At 58.3% G+C, this 17,531-nt stretch carries 19 protein-coding genes; 17 read left to right on the top strand and 2 right to left on the bottom strand.

Features of this window, described 5'->3' with window-relative positions; all coding sequences use genetic code 11:
• Positions 1-2 precede the first annotated feature (2 nt).
• Positions 3-998 (bottom strand): ubiquinone anaerobic biosynthesis protein UbiU, encoded by a 996-nt coding sequence (gene ubiU, locus BN1125_RS14920; protein WP_042013210.1) that lies wholly within the window; start codon positions 996-998, stop codon positions 3-5.
• A 188-nt stretch (positions 999-1,186) separates the two neighbouring features.
• On the opposite strand from ubiU, the gene ubiT reads away from it, so the two are divergent.
• Positions 1,187-1,720 carry a ubiquinone anaerobic biosynthesis accessory factor UbiT gene (gene ubiT, locus BN1125_RS14915; RefSeq protein WP_042013209.1) on the top strand — a complete coding sequence of 178 codons (534 nt, stop codon included), beginning with the start codon at positions 1,187-1,189 and terminating at the stop codon, positions 1,718-1,720.
• Here ubiT and BN1125_RS14910 read toward each other — a convergent pair.
• The gene (locus BN1125_RS14910; protein WP_042013208.1) at positions 1,673-2,089 is read right to left on the bottom strand and encodes a hypothetical protein; all 417 of its coding nucleotides are present in this window, start codon (positions 2,087-2,089) and stop codon (positions 1,673-1,675) included. The two genes, ubiT and BN1125_RS14910, sit on opposite strands and share 48 nt — an antisense overlap.
• Positions 2,090-2,276: 187 nt before the next feature.
• On the opposite strand from BN1125_RS14910, the gene trmJ reads away from it, so the two are divergent.
• From trmJ to hisS, 16 genes are all read left to right on the top strand, one after another.
• Complete coding sequence (gene trmJ, locus BN1125_RS14905) at positions 2,277-2,999, top strand: tRNA (cytosine(32)/uridine(32)-2'-O)-methyltransferase TrmJ (RefSeq protein ID WP_042013207.1); 723 nt, start codon at positions 2,277-2,279, stop codon at positions 2,997-2,999.
• 92 nt (positions 3,000-3,091) lie between these two features.
• The gene (iscR, locus tag BN1125_RS14900) at positions 3,092-3,595 is read left to right on the top strand and encodes a Fe-S cluster assembly transcriptional regulator IscR (RefSeq protein ID WP_042013206.1); all 504 of its coding nucleotides are present in this window, start codon (positions 3,092-3,094) and stop codon (positions 3,593-3,595) included.
• A gap of 51 nt (positions 3,596-3,646) precedes the next feature.
• Positions 3,647-4,861: an IscS subfamily cysteine desulfurase gene (locus tag BN1125_RS14895; RefSeq protein WP_042013205.1), complete on the top strand. Its 1,215-nt coding sequence runs from the start codon at positions 3,647-3,649 to the stop codon at positions 4,859-4,861.
• Positions 4,862-4,902: 41 nt separating this feature from the next.
• Positions 4,903-5,286 (top strand): Fe-S cluster assembly scaffold IscU, encoded by a 384-nt coding sequence (gene iscU, locus BN1125_RS14890; protein ID WP_040094674.1) that lies wholly within the window; start codon positions 4,903-4,905, stop codon positions 5,284-5,286.
• Positions 5,287-5,301: 15 nt separating this feature from the next.
• Entirely contained in the window at positions 5,302-5,625 is a 324-nt protein-coding gene (gene iscA / locus BN1125_RS14885) for an iron-sulfur cluster assembly protein IscA (protein ID WP_005333812.1), read from the top strand.
• Positions 5,626-5,743: 118 nt separating this feature from the next.
• Entirely contained in the window at positions 5,744-6,262 is a 519-nt protein-coding gene (gene hscB, locus BN1125_RS14880; RefSeq protein WP_042013204.1) for a co-chaperone HscB, read from the top strand.
• A 28-nt stretch (positions 6,263-6,290) separates the two neighbouring features.
• The gene (hscA, locus tag BN1125_RS14875) at positions 6,291-8,138 is read left to right on the top strand and encodes a Fe-S protein assembly chaperone HscA (RefSeq protein ID WP_042013203.1); all 1,848 of its coding nucleotides are present in this window, start codon (positions 6,291-6,293) and stop codon (positions 8,136-8,138) included.
• Between the two features lies 1 nt (position 8,139).
• Positions 8,140-8,478, top strand: a complete 339-nt coding sequence (gene fdx / locus BN1125_RS14870; RefSeq protein ID WP_042013201.1) for an ISC system 2Fe-2S type ferredoxin — start codon at positions 8,140-8,142, stop codon at positions 8,476-8,478.
• Positions 8,479-8,652: 174 nt separating this feature from the next.
• Positions 8,653-9,957, top strand: coding sequence for an aminopeptidase PepB (pepB, locus tag BN1125_RS14865; RefSeq protein WP_042013200.1), 1,305 nt, complete (start codon positions 8,653-8,655; stop codon positions 9,955-9,957).
• Positions 9,954-11,237, top strand: coding sequence for an aminopeptidase PepB (pepB, locus tag BN1125_RS14860; RefSeq protein WP_042013198.1), 1,284 nt, complete (start codon positions 9,954-9,956; stop codon positions 11,235-11,237). The genes pepB (BN1125_RS14865) and pepB (BN1125_RS14860) overlap by 4 nt, the downstream gene beginning before the upstream one ends.
• Before the next feature lie 266 nt (positions 11,238-11,503).
• Positions 11,504-11,932 carry a nucleoside-diphosphate kinase gene (gene ndk / locus BN1125_RS14855; RefSeq protein WP_033136074.1) on the top strand — a complete coding sequence of 143 codons (429 nt, stop codon included), beginning with the start codon at positions 11,504-11,506 and terminating at the stop codon, positions 11,930-11,932.
• Between the two features lie 167 nt (positions 11,933-12,099).
• Entirely contained in the window at positions 12,100-13,203 is a 1,104-nt protein-coding gene (gene rlmN / locus BN1125_RS14850; protein ID WP_033136073.1) for a dual-specificity RNA methyltransferase RlmN, read from the top strand.
• A gap of 11 nt (positions 13,204-13,214) precedes the next feature.
• Positions 13,215-14,006, top strand: coding sequence for a PilW family type IVa pilus biogenesis/stability lipoprotein TapF (gene tapF / locus BN1125_RS14845; protein ID WP_156993406.1), 792 nt, complete (start codon positions 13,215-13,217; stop codon positions 14,004-14,006).
• Positions 13,996-14,988, top strand: coding sequence for a cytoskeleton protein RodZ (gene rodZ, locus BN1125_RS14840; protein WP_042013195.1), 993 nt, complete (start codon positions 13,996-13,998; stop codon positions 14,986-14,988). Before tapF ends, rodZ begins: the two co-directional genes overlap by 11 nt.
• A gap of 10 nt (positions 14,989-14,998) precedes the next feature.
• A complete protein-coding gene (gene ispG, locus BN1125_RS14835) occupies positions 14,999-16,114 on the top strand; it encodes a flavodoxin-dependent (E)-4-hydroxy-3-methylbut-2-enyl-diphosphate synthase (protein ID WP_042013194.1) in 1,116 nt (371 codons plus the stop codon).
• Positions 16,115-16,252: 138 nt separating this feature from the next.
• Positions 16,253-17,530, top strand: coding sequence for a histidine--tRNA ligase (gene hisS, locus BN1125_RS14830; RefSeq protein ID WP_042013193.1), 1,278 nt, complete (start codon positions 16,253-16,255; stop codon positions 17,528-17,530).
• The last annotated feature ends 1 nt before the right edge of the window (position 17,531 follow it).

The following is a 17,531-nucleotide window of genomic DNA, read 5'->3' as shown; positions in this document are numbered from 1 at the left end:
CCTTATTGCCACTGACGATGATAGGCGCCGAGGGTAGTCTGGCTACCTTCTGAGACGCGGGCGAGCTGGGCATCCCACTCTGCTTTGACCTGATAGGCCTCGGGATTGGCCTGATAGGCATCGATGGCCGCACGCCAGACCTTGGTCACTTGCTCCACATAGGCGGGGCTGCGCTGGCGCCCTTCAATCTTGACCGACTGGATCCCGGTCTTGAACAGCTCGGGCAACAGGCCAAGGGTATTGAGACTGGTCGGCTCTTCCAATGCATGGTAGGTCTGGCCATCCACGTCGAAACGCCCCTTGCAGAGGGTCGGATAGCCGGCATTTTCACCCGGGCCGTAGCGGTCGATCAGCACTTCGTTGAGCCGTGACTCGAGGCCATTCTGGGTCTCTTCCCAGCGGACGAACTTGGCCGGTGAGCAGGCGCCGACGGTGTTGGGGCTCTCGCCAGTCATGTAGGAAGAGAGGTAGCAGCGTCCCTCGGCCATTATGCAGAGGCTGCCAAAGGCGAACACCTCAAGGCCTACGTCGGTTTCGCGAGCCAGTTGCTTGACCTGATGCATGGAGAGCACCCGGGGCAGCACCACTCGGGTGACATTGAATTGCTGCTGATAGAAGCGAATGGCGGCGGCATTGGTGGCGCTGGCCTGAACCGAGACATGAAGCTCCATCTCGGGATAGTGGCGGCTGGCATATTCCAGTACCGCCAGATCTGCGATGATCAGCGCATCGGCGCCGAGTGCCACACCGCGATCCACTGCCTGTTTCCAGCGTGCATCCGCCCCGGGATGGGCAAAGGTGTTGATGGCGATATGCAGCTTGCGACCATGTTGATGCACATAATCCACTGCCTTCTCCAGTTTGCTGTCGGTAAAGTTGAGACCGGCAAAGTGGCGGGCATTGGTGTCATCCTTGAAACCGATATAAACGGCATCGGCCCCGTTATCCACTGCGGTTTTCAGTGCCGGCAAACTGCCTGCCGGACAGAGTAATTCCATTGGTACGCTCCGAGAGTGCATATGAAGGGCAAACGAGCCCTGATTGTATGCAGCCATGCACTTCCGCTTTTTGACCTGAGGCAGCTTTGTGTGGCTTTACCCTTCTTGAGGTAACTCTCCACAAGTTTGATTTCCAACAGGATCTTGCCACTCTCCCTGTGTTTGAATGCGCAAAAAAGGAGTCTATCGTGTTTCAACAACTGCAACGTCGCCTGGTAGAACAGGCTCCGCGCTTTTTGCGCCATCCCCTCAAGTTGGTTCCCTTCAATCTGCAAAAGCAGTTGATGGAGAGCTTGCTGGCCCAGGTCTTCAAAGAGGCCATCGAAGATGGCGATTTCGAGTTTCTGGCCGACAAGTGGCTGAAAGTCGAAGTCTCTGATCTGGAGCTGTGCTGGTTTATCAGTGAGCAGAGCGGCCAGCTGGTGGTGGCTCGTGAGTGTGACAAGGCCGATGTCTGCTTCAGCGGTACCGCCAACGACCTGATCCTGATTGCCGGTCGCAAAGAGGATCCGGATTCGCTTTTCTTCCAGCGCAAGCTGAAGATAGAAGGGGATACCGAACTGGGCCTTGAGGTGAAAAACCTGATGGACAGTCTGGATCTCGATGGCTTGCCGAGCCTGATGAAGTATCCCCTGATGGATCTGGCGACGTTTATCGAACGCGCCCGCACCGAGTCAGCGCAGGCCCCGTTGCAGACGGCGCCGGGCGGGATCCCGTCTTAAGTGGGCAATCACGCCGTGGGCATGGCGGCGATAATGGTGCCGTGCCCAGAGGCAACGACAGGCCCACAGACAGGGCACCAAGGCAATGATGGCTGTAGGGGCGGGCAGCTGTGACATGGCCAGCCCCACAGCCAACCAGATAAAGGGCTGCGCTTCATACAGCCACTCGGGCTGTAGCCAGCGTTTGCTCGGAAAGATAATCAGGTCTGTACGCCGGTAACTGGAGCGCATCATCCAGGTCACCGCTCCGGCGATAAACAATAAGGCGCCTGCAAACCAGAGCAGGGGCTGTTCATTCAACGTAATGATGGCTACGGCCGCCAGCAGGTAGAGGCTGGGCAATCTCTCATAGATAAAGGGAGGAAGCATGGTGTTGTGTCTCCTGTACCGTTAACCGGATATCCTTCAAGTCTAGTTTCCCTCTCACCTTTCCCTCATGCCGGTTTGTTATACAAACGGGTAGTTTTGTGCTGAAATGGCTTGCCTTTTACGGTGCCAAAATAGCGTTCTCCTATGTTACAATCGCACGCTATTTTTGACTGAAGATTGACTGGGCATGTTGGATCAGATTCGTATCGTTTTGGTAAACACCTCTCATACCGGCAACATGGGGTCTGCGGCACGTGCCATGAAGACCATGGGGTTGACCCAACTGGTATTGGTTGATCCGCAAGCTTTGCCGGATGACAATGCCTTCGCCCTGGCGGCAGGTGCCAGCGATGTGCTTGCCAATGCCCGTATCGTCCCGACGTTGCATGAAGCGATCGCTGACTGTGGTCTGGTGATCGGCACCAGCGCGCGTTCCCGCACATTGAGCTGGCCCATGCTCGACCCCCGTGAAGCGGGGGAGAAGTTGGTGAGTGAAGCGATGCAGCATCCGGTCGCCTTGGTGTTTGGCCGTGAACGCACCGGTCTCACCAATGACGAATTGCAAAAGTGCCACTACCACGTGGCCATTCCGGCCAATCCCGATTACAGCTCCCTCAATCTCGCCATGGCGGTGCAAACCCTCTGCTATGAAGTGCGGATGCACTGGTTGCAAGGGCAGGCCATCGAGCCTGAAGATGAGATGGCCTATCCGAGTGCCGCCCAGCTGGAAGGGTTCTATCAACACCTGGAACAGACCCTGATGAAGACCGGTTTCATTGCCGATGATCATCCGGGCCATGTGATGAGCAAGCTGCGTCGGCTGTTCAATCGAGCTAGACCGGAAGCGGCAGAACTCAATATTCTGCGGGGGATTTTGACCTCGGTGCAGAAAACGCGGGCGCCGGATTAATCCGACTGTTTTACTCAACTATATACTTGACTGGTTTGGTCGGGTATGTGACCATGTGCCCCATTAAATTGCTTCGCAAGACGGTAAGGCACATGAGACTGACTTCAAAAGGACGTTACGCTGTAACCGCCATGCTCGACGTGGCACTGCATGCAGAGCAGGGGCCCGTCCCCCTTGCCGATATTTCCGAGCGCCAGGGTATCTCCTTGTCCTATCTCGAACAGCTGTTTGCCCGCCTGCGCAAGAATGGTCTGGTGAGCAGTGTGCGTGGTCCGGGCGGTGGTTATCGCCTTGGTCTGGCTCCGGACGAAATCTCGGTCGGTCAGGTGATCACCGCGGTGGATGAATCGGTTGATGCCACCAAGTGTCTCGGCAAGGGCGGCTGCCACGGCGGCACCCAGTGCCTGACCCACTCCCTGTGGCGTGACTTGAGTGAGCGGATCTCTAGCTTCCTTGGCGATATCACCCTGGCCGAGCTGGTGCTCCAGGCCGATGTGCGCCGGATTGCCGGCAAGCAAGATCAACAAATGAAGACCGTGTTGTCCCTGGTTGATCGGGCAGAACACGGCGATGTGAGCTTGAAAGTCCAACTATAAACGTGCTTTCCACAGCGGGACGCTATGACCCGGACTGTGACGGAGAAAAACATGAAACTGCCTATTTACCTTGATTATTCGGCAACCTGTCCGGTGGACCCGCGTGTCGCAGAAAAAATGATGCAGTGTCTCACCATGGATGGCCTGTTCGGCAATCCGGCCTCCCGTTCTCACCGCTTTGGCTGGCAAGCCGAAGAGGCGGTCGATCTGGCCCGTAATCAAGTGGCAGATCTGATCGGTGCTGATCCCCGCGAGATCGTCTTCACTTCCGGTGCGACCGAATCCAATAACCTGGCCATCAAGGGTGTTGCCCACTTCTATGCCAGCAAGGGCAAGCACATCATCACCTCCAAGACCGAACACAAGGCGGTGCTCGATACCTGTCGGCAGCTGGAGCGTGAAGGGTTCGAGGTGACCTATCTTGAGCCGATGCCCAACGGCCTGTTCACTATCGAGATGATCGAAAACGCCATGCGTGATGACACCATCCTGGTCAGCATCATGCATGTGAACAACGAAATCGGCGTGGTTCAGAACATTGCCGCCATCGGCGAGCTGTGCCGTTCCCGCAAGATTTTGCTGCACGTGGATGCCGTTCAGAGCGTGGGCAAGATCCCGGTCGATGTGGAGGCGCTGAAAGTGGACCTGCTCTCCGTCTCTGCGCACAAGGTGTATGGCCCGAAAGGGATCGGTGCGCTGTTTGTGCGCCGTAAACCCCGCGTTCGTCTGGAAGCCCAGATGCATGGTGGTGGTCATGAGCGCGGCATGCGTTCCGGTACTCTGCCGACCCACCAGATTGTCGGGATGGGCGAAGCTTTCCGCATCGCCAAGGAAGAGATGGTGAGTGAAGGCCAGCGAATTATGGCACTGCGTCAGCGTCTGTGGAATGGCATCAAGGATATTGAAGCCGTCTACATCAATGGCGATCTGGAGCAGCGTGTTCCGGGCAACCTCAACGTCAGCTTTGCCTATGTGGAAGGGGAATCCCTCATCATGGCGCTGAAAGATTTGGCCGTCTCTTCCGGATCTGCCTGTACCTCCGCCAGCCTGGAACCTTCCTATGTGTTGCGTGCGCTGGGCCTGAACGACGAGCTGGCACACAGTTCCATCCGTTTCAGCATGGGTCGCTTTACCACCGAAGAAGAGATCGACTACGCGGTCAAGCTTATTCGTGACTCCATCGGTCGCCTACGCGAGATGTCCCCCCTGTGGGAGATGTACAAGGATGGCGTTGATCTGAACACGGTCGAATGGGCTCATCACTGATCCTACGGGTCGATGAGCAACAGAATTAGCAGGAGTGAGATATGGCTTACAGTGAAAAAGTAATCGACCACTACGAAAATCCGCGCAACGTCGGTGGTTTCGACAAGAATGATCCCAGCATTGCGACCGGCATGGTCGGTGCACCCGCCTGTGGCGACGTGATGAAGCTGCAACTGAAGATCAGTGACGAAGGCATCATCGAAGATGCCAAGTTCAAGACCTACGGCTGCGGTTCTGCTATCGCCTCTAGCTCCCTGGTGACCGAGTGGGTCAAAGGCAAGACCCTGGACGAAGCGGCTGGCATCAAGAACACCGATATCGCTGAAGAGCTGGCCCTGCCACCGGTGAAGATCCACTGCTCTATTCTGGCTGAGGACGCCATCAAGGCCGCCATCGCCGATTACAAGCAGAAGAAAGGTCTCTAAGCGCCGGAGAGCAGTATGGCTATTACCATGACAGATGCCGCCGCGGCACGGGTTTCCTCTTTTCTGGCTAACCGGGGCAAGGGCATTGGCCTGCGCCTCGGCGTCAAAACCACCGGCTGCTCCGGTCTGGCCTACGTGCTTGAGTTCGTTGATGAACTAACCGATGAGGATCAGGTGTTCGAGCAGCAGGGCGTCAAGATTATTGTTGATGCCAAGAGCCTGATCCATCTGGATGGCACCGAGCTGGATTTCGTCAAGGAGGGCCTCAACGAGGGCTTCCAGTTCAACAATCCCAACGCCAAAGGCGAGTGTGGTTGCGGCGAAAGCTTCAGTGTCTGAGATGTTTGACGTCAATGATCCTTCGTCTGTGGTTGAACGGGTTGCCCATGACCCGTTCAACCACATCTCATTTGCCAGGGGCGAGTGAGGTTGTGGCGAACGTTTCCAAGAGGTTTGCATGAATCATTTCGAGCTGTTTGGGCTGGTTGAAGGCTTCGAGCTCGATACCCGTCAGTTGGCTGATACCTACCGCCAGCTGCAAACCCAATTTCATCCAGATCGTTTTGCCACCGCACCCGAGCGGGAGCAGCTGGCTGCGGTGCAGCGCGCCGCCCAGATCAACGAGGCATTTACCACCCTCAAGGCACCGCTGCGCCGTGCAGAATATCTGCTATCCCTGCGTGGCACCGATATCCGTGGCGAACAGCAAACTCTGCAAGATACCGCGTTTCTGATGCAGCAGCTGGAGTGGCGCGAGCGTCTGGCCGATCTGAAAGATGACGCAGACCCTGAGCGCGCCATCAAGGATTTTCGCAGCGAGATCAGGCATGATCACCAGATGTTGATGCAGCAGCTGACCGAGTCTCTTGCCGCCGGCAAAGATCTCGTTGCCGCTGATTGCGTTCGCAAACTCAAGTTTGTCGACAAGCTCCTCGAAGAGCTGGAACGATTCGAAGACTCGCTTCTCGAGTCTTGATCCTTTAACGCTGGAAGTTTCATTACCCATGGCATTACTGCAAATCGCCGAACCCGGCCAGAGCGCTGTTCCTCATCAGCACAAACGTGCCGTCGGCATCGATCTCGGCACCACCAACTCTCTCGTTGCTGCGGTCCGCAGCGGTCACGCCGATACCCTTTGCGATGAGCAAGGGCGCGACCTGCTCCCGTCGGTGGTGCACTATCAAAGCGACGCGATTCGAGTGGGGATTGATGCCAAGCGTGAAGCGGCACTCGATCCTCATAACACCATCGTCTCGGTCAAGCGGATGATGGGCAAGGCGTTGGTCGATATCGATACCCGCCAGCAGCCCTACCAGTTTGTGGCAGCTGACAATGGCATGCCGCAACTACAGACCCGTCAGGGACTGGTCAATCCGGTCCAGGTATCGGCCGAAATCTTGAAAAAATTGGCCGAGCGTGGAGCCGCTTCGCTGGGTGGCGATCTCGATGGCGTGGTCATTACCGTGCCCGCCTACTTCGACGATGCCCAGCGTCAGGGCACCAAGGATGCGGCCCGTCTGGCCGGTCTGCATGTGCTGCGCCTGCTCAACGAGCCGACCGCGGCCGCGATTGCCTATGGCCTCGACTCCGGTCAGGAAGGGGTGATCGCGGTTTACGATCTGGGTGGCGGAACCTTTGATATCTCCATCTTGCGTCTGCATCGCGGGGTGTTTGAAGTAATGGCGACCGGCGGCGACTCGGCTCTGGGCGGCGATGATTTTGATCATCTGCTGGCGGACTGGATCAAGGCGCAGGCTGGCCTCTCTGGTGATCTGGATGCCCATCTGCAGCGGGAGCTGCTGGATGTGGCCGCTGCCGTCAAGCACGGTCTGACCGATGCCGAGCAGGTGGCTTGCACCTTTGCCGGCTGGCAGGGTTCAGTGAGCCGCAGTCAGTTTGACGAGCTCATCACCCCGCTGGTGAAACGCACCTTGCTGGCCTGCCGCCGCGCCCTGCGCGATGCGGGCCTTGAGCAGGTGGAAGTGCTGGAAGTGGTGATGGTCGGTGGCTCCACCCGGGTGCCGCTGGTGCGCGAGCTGGTGGGCGAGTTCTTCCAGCGCACGCCGCTGACCAGCATCGATCCGGACAAGGTGGTCGCCATTGGCGCCGCCATCCAGGCCGATATTCTGGTGGGCAACAAGCCCGATGCCGAGATGTTGCTGCTGGACGTTATCCCCCTGTCGCTGGGTCTGGAGACCATGGGTGGCCTCGCCGAGAAGGTGATTCCGCGCAACACCACCATTCCGGTGGCCCGCGCCCAGGAGTTCACCACCTTCAAGGATGGCCAGACCGCGATGGCAATTCATGTGGTGCAAGGGGAGCGCGAGCTGGTTGCCGATTGCCGCTCCCTGGCCCGCTTCACCCTGACCGGTATTCCGCCGATGGCCGCCGGTGCCGCCCATATTCGGGTCACCTTCCAGGTCGATGCGGATGGGCTGCTGTCGGTGAGCGCCATGGAGAAATCCTCCGGCGTGCAGGCCGAGATCCAGGTCAAGCCCTCTTACGGGCTGGCTGAGCAGGATATCCTCAACATGTTGAGCGCCTCCATCGAGAACGCCCAGCAGGACATGGATGCCCGCATGCTGGCCGAGCAGCAGGTTGAAGCTGACCGGGTGGTCGAGAGTCTCAATGCGGCGCTTGCTGTTGATGGCGACGCCTTGCTGAACCCGACCGAGCGTGCCGAGATCGACGCGGCCATCGCCCATTTGCTGACCCAGCGCCACGCGGGTTCCACCTATCAAATCAAAGAAGCCATTGAGGCGGCAGATGCTGTCAGTGGCGAGTTTGCAGCCCGTCGGATGGATGCGTCCATCCGCAAGGTGCTGACCGGACAAAACGTCAACAAGGTGTAATATGCCAAAACTGATCATTCTTCCTCATCCCGTACTCTGCCCGGATGGCGTTGCCCTAGAGGGGCAAAGTGGCGAGACCATTCTGGATGTGGCGCTGCGCAACGGCATCGAGATCGAGCACGCCTGCGAGAAGTCCTGTGCCTGCACGACCTGCCACTGCGTGGTGCGGGAGGGGTTTGACTCCCTTGAGCCTAGCGATGAGCTGGAAGACGACATGCTGGACAAGGCATGGGGACTGGAGCCGGAATCGCGCCTCAGCTGCCAGGCCAAACTGGCCGACGAGGATCTGGTGGTGGAACTGCCCAAGTACACCCTGAACCTTGCCTCTGAGCGCCATTAATTAGACATGAGTGAATTGCACTTGCAGCATCAACGGATGCTTCAGTGATATGGTGAAGGCCGTGACCCCCGAGGGGCACGGCCTTTTTTGTATTCGTTATTCTCTTTTTGCCAATATCCTCTTTCCTCATAAAGAGTGTTTATAAACAGTGCCAGTAAAAAGGAAGCAAACACCATGGCTGACATGATGAAGGTAGCGTTATCCACCCAGGCTGCGGCCGCCCATTGGGGCGAGGGCGCCCTGCTCAGTTTCAATGGCGACGAGGCACAGATCCATCTCGGTGCTGTCGGTCAGGAGAAGGATGCACTGCGCATCGTTCAGCGCGCCGCTCGTCGTCTCGAGTCCACCGGGATCAAACGGGTGACACTGATGGGTGAAGATTGGGATCTGGAGCGTCGCTTCGCGTTTGCCCAAGGCTTCTATGCCGCCAAAGGGGAGCGTGAGCTGGATATCGGCCAGCAGAGCGAGGCGGATGCCCGTGAGCTGGATGCGCTGCTCAAGGCGGCCCGCTGGGTACGCGATATCACCAATGGCTGTCCGGAAGAGATCTACCCCATGAGTCTGGCGGAGTCTGCCCTGCTGCTCATTCGCGGTCTGGCGGGAGATCAGGTGACCGCCCGCATTACGGCCGGTGAAGCGCTGCGCGAGTCGGGCCATATCGGGATCTGGTCGGTGGGCCGTGGCAGCGAGCGCGAGCCGGTGTTGCTGGAGCTGGATTACAACCCGACCGGAGATCGCCACGCCCCCGTGGTGGCGGCGCTGGTGGGCAAGGGGATCACCTTCGACTCCGGTGGCTACTCCATGAAGTCGTCTGACAATATGCTGCCGATGAAGTCCGATATGGGGGGCGCGGCCATGGTGACCGGCGCGCTGGCACTCGCCATCAGCCGTGGCTTGAACCAGCGGGTGAAGCTCATTCTCTGCTGCGCCGAGAATCTGGTCTCCGGCCACGCTTTCAAGCTGGGCGACATCCTCACCTACAAAAACGGCATCTCGGTCGAGATCCAGAACACCGATGCGGAAGGGCGTCTGGTGCTGGCCGATGGCCTGATGGCGGCCTCCGACAGCGGTGCGGCTTATATCCTTGACGCTGCCACCCTGACCGGCGCCGCCAAGATGGCGCTGGGGCGCGACTACAATGCGGTATTTGCCCTTGATGAGACCGAACAGCAGCGCGCGCTGGCCGCCGCCAAGGTGGAAAACGAGCAGGCATGGGCGCTGCCACTTGAGCCCTGGCATGCCAGCCAGCTCACCTCGGCCTTTGCCGATCTGGGCAACGTCGCCTCAGCCGAGGGCACGGCCGGAGCCACCACGGCAGCCGCGTTTCTCTCCCGCTTTGTGCGCGATGAGGGCAAGGGCTGGGTGCACCTGGATCTGGCGGCCTCCTATCAGAAATCGGGCAACGATCTCTGGGCGACCGGTGCCAAGGGTCACGGTCTGCGCACAATCGCACGCTGGCTGCAGGAGGTGACCGCATGAATGTATGGTTAAGTCGTGAATTTGCACCGGCCGAGTGGGGGGAGGGGGCGCTTCTCTCTCACCGTGCCGACGGCATGGTGATCCATCTGGTGACGGCCAATCCGCTGCTCGATATCCAGCAGGGTGCCCGTCGCCTCTGCCTGCAGGGGATCCAGAAAGTGACACTGGCAGGTCATTGGGAACGGGAGCAACAGTGGGCCTTTGCCCAAGGTCTGCAAACCCCCAAGGCTGAGGTGCAACTGCAGTGGGCCATGTCGTCGGAAGAGGACAGGGAGGAGCTGGAAGCGCGCTGGCTTTGCGGCCGCTGGGTGCGTGAGATGACCAATGCGACCCCGGAGCAGTTGGGGCCGCTGGAGCTGGCGGTTGAAGCCGCCGCCTTTATCACCGAGTTGGCGCCGGACAAGGTTAGCCATCGCATTTTGAAAGGCGAGGCGCTGCAACAGGCCGGTTGGGTCGGCCTCTATCAGGTGGGTCGGGGTAGTGAACGCGAGCCGGTGCTGCTGGAGCTCGACTTCAATCCGGGGCGCGATCCCAAGGCGCCGGTTGCGGCAGCACTGGTGGGCAAGGGGATCACCTTTGACTCCGGGGGCTACTCCATGAAGAGCTCCGAGGGGATGCTCACCATGAAGTGCGACATGGGGGGCGCGGCGATTGTCACCGGTGGGCTGGGACTGGCCATGCTGCGTGGTCTCGATAAGCGGGTGAAGCTGATCCTCTGCTGCGCCGAGAATCTGGTTTCGGGTCATGCCTACAAGCTGGGGGATATCCTTACTTACAAGAACGGCACCACGGTCGAGATTGTGAATACCGACGCCGAGGGGCGGCTGGTACTGGCCGACGGCCTGCAACTGGCGAGCGAGTCAGGCGCGCCGCTGATCATCGATGCCGCGACCCTGACCGGCGCAGCCGTGATGGCGCTGGGTGGGCGCTATAATGCCCTGTTTGGCCTCGATAAAGGGCTGGTAAGCCGGGCCATGACTTATGCAGATGCCGAACATGAGCCAGCCTGGCCGTTGCCGCTGGAACCTTGGCACCGTCAGCAGTGCCCCTCCCATTACGCCGACACGGCCAACAGTCGTCCGGTGAAGGGGGGCGGGCCGGGTGGCGCGTCCAATGCGGCGGGTTTCCTCTCCCGTTTCGTTGCCAACGAAGGGATGGGGTGGCTGCATATCGATTTGGCCGCCTGCTTCAGTGACAATGGCGATGCCCTCTGGGCGCCGGGGGCCAGTACCCTGGGGATGCGTACCATAGCACGGGCCCTGCTGGCGGAGGCCAAATAGGCAAGACAAGGCACCTTCGGGTGCTTTTTCATGTTGTTCGAATTGTGAGCAAAAGATGGTTTTTTGGCGGCTTAAGGTAACGTTCGTGCGCAAGCGCACATATTTTCCGGCTCTGCTCGGTCAAGATGAGTGTTGATGTTGATTGCAAGGGAGTTGTATTTAATAAAAAGTTGCTTTTTTGTGTGTTTTTACGGTTTTTGTTTACGTATAATCGCCAGCGAACATGGATTCTAACAATAAATCTCTGTAGTTAAGGAAAGATATCAATGGCCATCGAACGTACCTTCTCTATCGTCAAACCGGATGCTGTTAGCAAGAACCTGATCGGCGAGATCTACCACCGCATGGAAAGCGCTGGCCTGACTATCGTTGCCGCCAAAATGCTGCGTCTGACCAGCGAACAGGCCGCCGGCTTCTACGCCGAACATCAAGGCCGTCCTTTCTATGATGCGCTGGTGACCTTTATGACCTCCGGTCCGGTCATGGTGCAGGTGCTGGAAGGGGAAAATGCCGTGCAGCGTTACCGTGATCTGATGGGGCTGACCAATCCCGAGCAAGCCCTGGCCGGTACCCTGCGTGCCTGCTTCGGCGAGAGCATCGATCGCAACGCGGTGCACGGTGCCGACAGCTTTGCCTCTGCCCAGCGTGAAATCGCTTACTTCTTCAGCGAAAATGAGCTCTGCTCCCGCGACTAATTTCGTGACTGATGCCTGCAAGGGAGCTTAGGCTCCCTTTGTTGTTTTCGCCGTTTACGCAATATCCCTCTATTCTCCAGGTGGAAAGCCAGACCCATTATTTGTACAATGCTGCCCCCTGACGTCGTCAGCCAATAATTGATGAAGTGCTTGAACTGAGGCCATTGATGAGCGAAACAAAAATCAACCTGCTGGATCTTGATCGGGATGCCATGCGTGCCTTTTTCGTCGAACTGGGCGAGAAGCCATTCCGGGCAGATCAGGTCATGAAGTGGATCTATCACTTTGGGTGTGATGATTTCGATCAGATGACCAACGTCAACAAGGTGCTCAAAGAGCGCCTCAAGGCGATTGCCGAGATCAAGGCGCCCGAGATCAGCCGTGAGCAGCGCTCTGCCGATGGCACCATCAAGTGGGCCCTGCAGGTGGGTGATCAGGAAGTCGAGACCGTCTACATCCCGGAAGATGACCGCGCGACCCTCTGCGTCTCCTCTCAAGTCGGCTGTGCGCTGGAGTGCAAATTCTGCTCTACCGCCCAGCAAGGCTTTAACCGTAACCTGAAAGTCTCCGAGATCATCGGTCAGGTGTGGCGTGCTGCCCGCGTGGTCGGTGGCAAGCGTCCCATCACCAACGTGGTGATGATGGGGATGGGCGAGCCGCTGCTCAACCTGGCCAACGTGGTGCCCGCCATGCGTCTGATGATGGATGACTACGGCTTTGGTATCTCCAAGCGCCGGGTGACCATCTCCACCTCGGGCGTGGTACCTGCACTTGACAAGCTGGGCGACCAAATCGACGTGGCGCTGGCTATCTCTCTGCATGCCCCGAACGACAAGCTGCGTTCCGAGATCATGCCGATCAACGACAAGTACAACATTGAGGAGTTCCTCGCCGGTGTCCGTCGTTACCTCGAGAAGTCAAACGCCAACGGTGGTCGAGTGACCGTCGAGTATGTGCTGCTCGATCATATTAATGACGACATGCAGCATGCTCACGAGCTGGCTAAGGTACTCAAGGACACCCCGAGCAAGATCAACCTGATCCCGTTCAACCCCTTCCCGGGCAACCCATACGGCAAGCCGAGCAACAGCCGTATCGATCGCTTCTCCAAGGTGCTGATGGAGTACGGTTTCACCGTGATTGTCCGCAAGACCCGTGGTGATGACATCGATGCTGCCTGTGGTCAGCTGGTGGGGGACGTGATTGACCGTACCAAGCGAACTATCAAAAATCGGATGCAACAGGATGGGATTTCCGTCAAAATGGTTTAAATGCTAAGCCATTGTATAGACAGGGAATGGATACACGTACATTGATCGTAGTGGCAGCGCTCTGCGCGCTGCCAGGCTGTGTGACCGAGACCACTTACGCTGGCCAGAATTCCACCCAGCGTGAAGTGGGTCCCGACCTCAAGGCGGCAGCCCAAACCCGCCTCGACCTGGGTATTCAGTACCTGCGTCAGGGTAATGCGGAGCAGGCCAAGTTCAATCTTGATCGCGCCCTCCAGTATGACCCCTCCAATCCTCAGGTGCAGATCGGTTTTGCCTACTTCTACCAGAGGGTAGGGGATTTCAAGGCGGCTGAAGAGCATTACAAGAACGCCCTTGCCATGGACCCGTCCAATGCTGACGCAATGAACAACTATGGCGCCTTCCTCTGTGATCGTGGCCGTTATGATGAGGCAGACAAGGCATTCAACCAGGCTGTTATTCAACCAGGTTATGTGAAGATTGCCGGCACCTATGAAAATGCGGCACTTTGCGCCCTGCAAAATCGTAGAAATGATAAAGCAAGCGAGTACTATCTCTTGGCCTTGGGGTATAATCCTGGCAATCCAAGGTTATTGCTGGACTTGGCCGAGCTTTCCATGAAAGATGGCAAGCTGCCTGATGTACAGTCCTACCTCGCCCGTTTTGCCGATGTGTCAGACGAGAATGAGGAGAGTCTCTGGTTGAGACTCATACTGGCACAGGCAATGGACAAGCCGGCATTACTTCACCAATTCGGGACTGAGCTGGTAAGGCAATATCCCACTTCGCAACAAGCCAAGCGTTATTTAGCCAATGACTATTGAACAGCCACACGATTTTCAAGACGACTCCCAGGCAGTAGGCCCAGGCCAATTGCTGCGCAACGCCCGTGAACAGCTTGGCTGGACACGAGAACAGGTTGCGTCCCGCATTCACCTTCGTCTGACCCTGATCGCCGCCATCGAATCCGATACCTACGACAAACACACGTCCCATACCTTTATTCGGGGCTATCTGCGTACCTATGCCAAACTGGTCGGGATTCCCGACGAGACCATTCTGGCCGCTTACGACAAGCTGGGTCTGACCCCTCCCGACAATATCGACATGCAGAGCTTCTCCCGTCGCTCCCGCCAGCAAGCCAACGACAGTCGCCTCAAGGTCGTCACCTGGCTGGTGATCCTGGTGTTGATTGCGCTCTCGGTCGCCTGGTGGTGGCAGAGTACTTCTCGCCGTTCCGCCGGTGATGAAGCGCTGGCAGCCACCGAGATGAGTGCAACCAGTTCGACTCCGGCTGAACCTGCAATCACGCCGCCCGATGCGATCAACACCGCTCCGGTGGAAGGCGCTGCCATCGCACCGGCCGCCACTGACGTGGCTGCCCCTGCGGTGGTTTCAGATGCGAATGCTACCCTGGCCTCTGCCTCTGCCTCTGCCTCTGCCTCTGCCTCTGCGGCCGTGGCCCCGACCGATGTCAGCGCGGCTGACAGCACGGAGACCGATACTGCGGTATCCGGCGCCAAAAGCACCGAATCTGAAGAGGCTGTCGCGCAGACGGCGACGGCGCCGCAACTGAAGATCAGCTTTACCGCTGATTGCTGGCTGGATGTGAAAGATGCCAATGGCAAGACCCTGTTCAGCGGTCTGAAGAAGGCCAACGACGAGCTGGTGCTGGAAGGCGCCGAGCCCCTGAAGTTCATCATTGGCGCGCCGATGGCCGTCAAGCTTGACTACAAGGGGCAGTCGTTTGATATGAGCCGTTACAACAACGGTCGTACGGCACGCTTCTCATTGCCGCAGGAGTAATCTGTTTCCCATGTCTTCTCACGAATCTCCCATTACTCGTCGTCAATCCCGACAGATCATGGTTGGTCATGTACCGGTTGGGGGCGATGCCCCCATTACCGTGCAGACCATGACCAACACCAAGACCACGGATGTTGCCGCCACCATCGCCCAGATCCAGCGGATCGAGCGGGTCGGTGCCGATATCGTCCGTGTCTCCGTGCCCACCATGGAAGCGGCGGAAGCCTTCAAGCTGATCAAGCAGCAGACCCGTATCCCCATCGTCGCCGATATTCACTTCGACTATCGCATCGCCCTCAAAGTGGCCGAATACGGCGCCGACTGCCTGCGTATCAACCCGGGCAACATCGGCAACGAGCAGCGGGTACGCTCTGTGGTCGATTGCGCGCGCGACCTTAATATCCCGATCCGTATCGGGGTCAATGGCGGGTCGCTGGAGAAAGATATTCAGGAGAAGTACGGCGAGCCGACCCCCGAAGCGCTGGTGGACTCCGCCATGCGTCACGTGGACTATCTCGATCGCCTCGATTTCCAGAACTTCAAGGTGAGTGTGAAGGCTTCCGATGTGTTTCTGGCCGTCGGCGCCTATCGCCTGCTGGCCAAACAGATTGAGCAGCCGCTCCATCTGGGCATTACTGAAGCGGGTGGCTTCCGTGCCGGGGCGGTGAAATCCGCCATCGGTCTGGGCATGCTGCTGGCTGACGGGATCGGCGATACCATTCGCATCTCCCTTGCTGCCGATCCGGTTGAAGAGATCAAAGTCGGGTTTGATATCCTCAAATCCCTGCGTATCCGTTCTCGCGGCATCAACTTTATCGCCTGTCCCTCCTGCTCGCGGCAGGAGTTCGATGTGATCGCCACCGTCAACGCGCTGGAAGAGCGGCTCGAAGACATCATCACCCCGATGGATGTGTCCATCATCGGCTGCGTGGTGAATGGCCCGGGCGAAGCACTGGTCTCTGATCTTGGTCTGGCGGGTGCCGCCAACAAGAGTGCCTTCTATGAAGGAGGCCAGCGGGTCGACAGGCTCGACAACAAGGATCTCATTCCGGTACTGGAGCGACGCATTCGCGCCCGGGCCGCCATGCTGGATCCGGTCAACCGGATCCTGATGGACAAGGAGTGAGCGAAACGGGGCCACATTGGGTGGCCCTCTTTCCAGGTGACTGATTTTAGACCCCGCATCCGGACTCCCTGATTTTACCTCGGGGGTGAAACTCCCTATAATGCGGCCAAATTTTACCTCTTTTTCTCGAGTATCAACGTGGCAAAACAGATCCAAGCTATTCGCGGTATGAATGATTGCCTGCCGGAGCAGAGCCCGGTATGGCAGAAAGTAGAACAGATCCTGCGCCAGGTCGTGGCCAGCTATGGCTACAGCGAAGTGCGCATGCCGATTGTCGAGCAGACCCATCTGTTCAAGCGCGCCATCGGTGAAGTGACCGACGTGGTCGAAAAAGAGATGTACACCTTTGAAGACCGCAACGGTGACAGCCTGAGCCTGCGTCCGGAAGGAACCGCCAGCTGCGTCCGTGCCGGTATCGAGCACGGTCTGCTCTACAACCAGGAACGCCGGATGTGGTACATGGGCCCCATGTTCCGTCACGAGCGTCCCCAGAAGGGCCGTTACCGCCAGTTCCACCAGTTCGGTGTCGAGCTGTTTGGCATCAACGGGCCGGACATTGACGCCGAGCTTATCATGCTGACCCACCGCCTGTGGCGTCTGTTTGGCATCAGCGAGCATGTGACCCTGCAGCTCAACACCCTGGGGCAGAGCGCCGAGCGTGCCGCCTACCGCGATGCGCTGGTGGCCTATCTGGAGCAGTACAAGGATCAGCTGGACGAAGAGAGCCAGCGCCGCATGTACAGCAACCCGCTGCGGGTGCTCGACTCCAAGGATGAAAAGGTGCAGGCCATTCTGGTGGGTGCCCCGCGTCTGTTCGATCATCTGGGCGAAGAGAGCCTGGCTCACTTCGAGGGGCTCAAGCGCCTGCTCGACTCTGCCGGTATCAAATATGACGTTAACGAACGTCTGGTTCGTGGTCTTGATTACTACAACCTGACCGTATTCGAGTGGGTCACCAATAGCCTGGGTGCCCAGGGCACGGTCTGCGCCGGTGGCCGCTACGACGGTCTGGTGGAGCAGCTGGGCGGCCAGCCGACCCCGGCCGTGGGCTTTGCCATGGGTATGGAGCGTCTCGTGCTGATGCTCGAGACCCTCGAGCTCAACGCCGATATCCGCCCGGCGGTGGATGTCTATCTGGCGATGGTGGGCGAGGGGACCGAGCAGGCTGGCTTCCAGCTGGCCGAGCGTCTGCGCGATGCGCTGCCTGACTTGCGTCTGATGAGCCACTGCGGCGGCGGCAACTTCAAGAAACAACTTAAACGTGCCGACAAGAGCGGCGCGACCATCGCCCTGATCCTTGGTGAGACCGAGGTACAAAACGGGGAGATCACTATCAAATATCTGCGTGGTCAGGCCGAGCAACAGACCGTCAAGGTTGACGCCGCCATTGCCCTGCTGGCAGCCAAAGGAGAGTAAG

This window comes from Aeromonas fluvialis (assembly GCF_000819885.1).
GTDB classification, from domain to species: domain Bacteria; phylum Pseudomonadota; class Gammaproteobacteria; order Enterobacterales; family Aeromonadaceae; genus Aeromonas; species Aeromonas fluvialis.
Note: the sequence above shows the minus strand (reverse complement) of the source record. Positions and strands in the feature narration are given on the sequence as shown.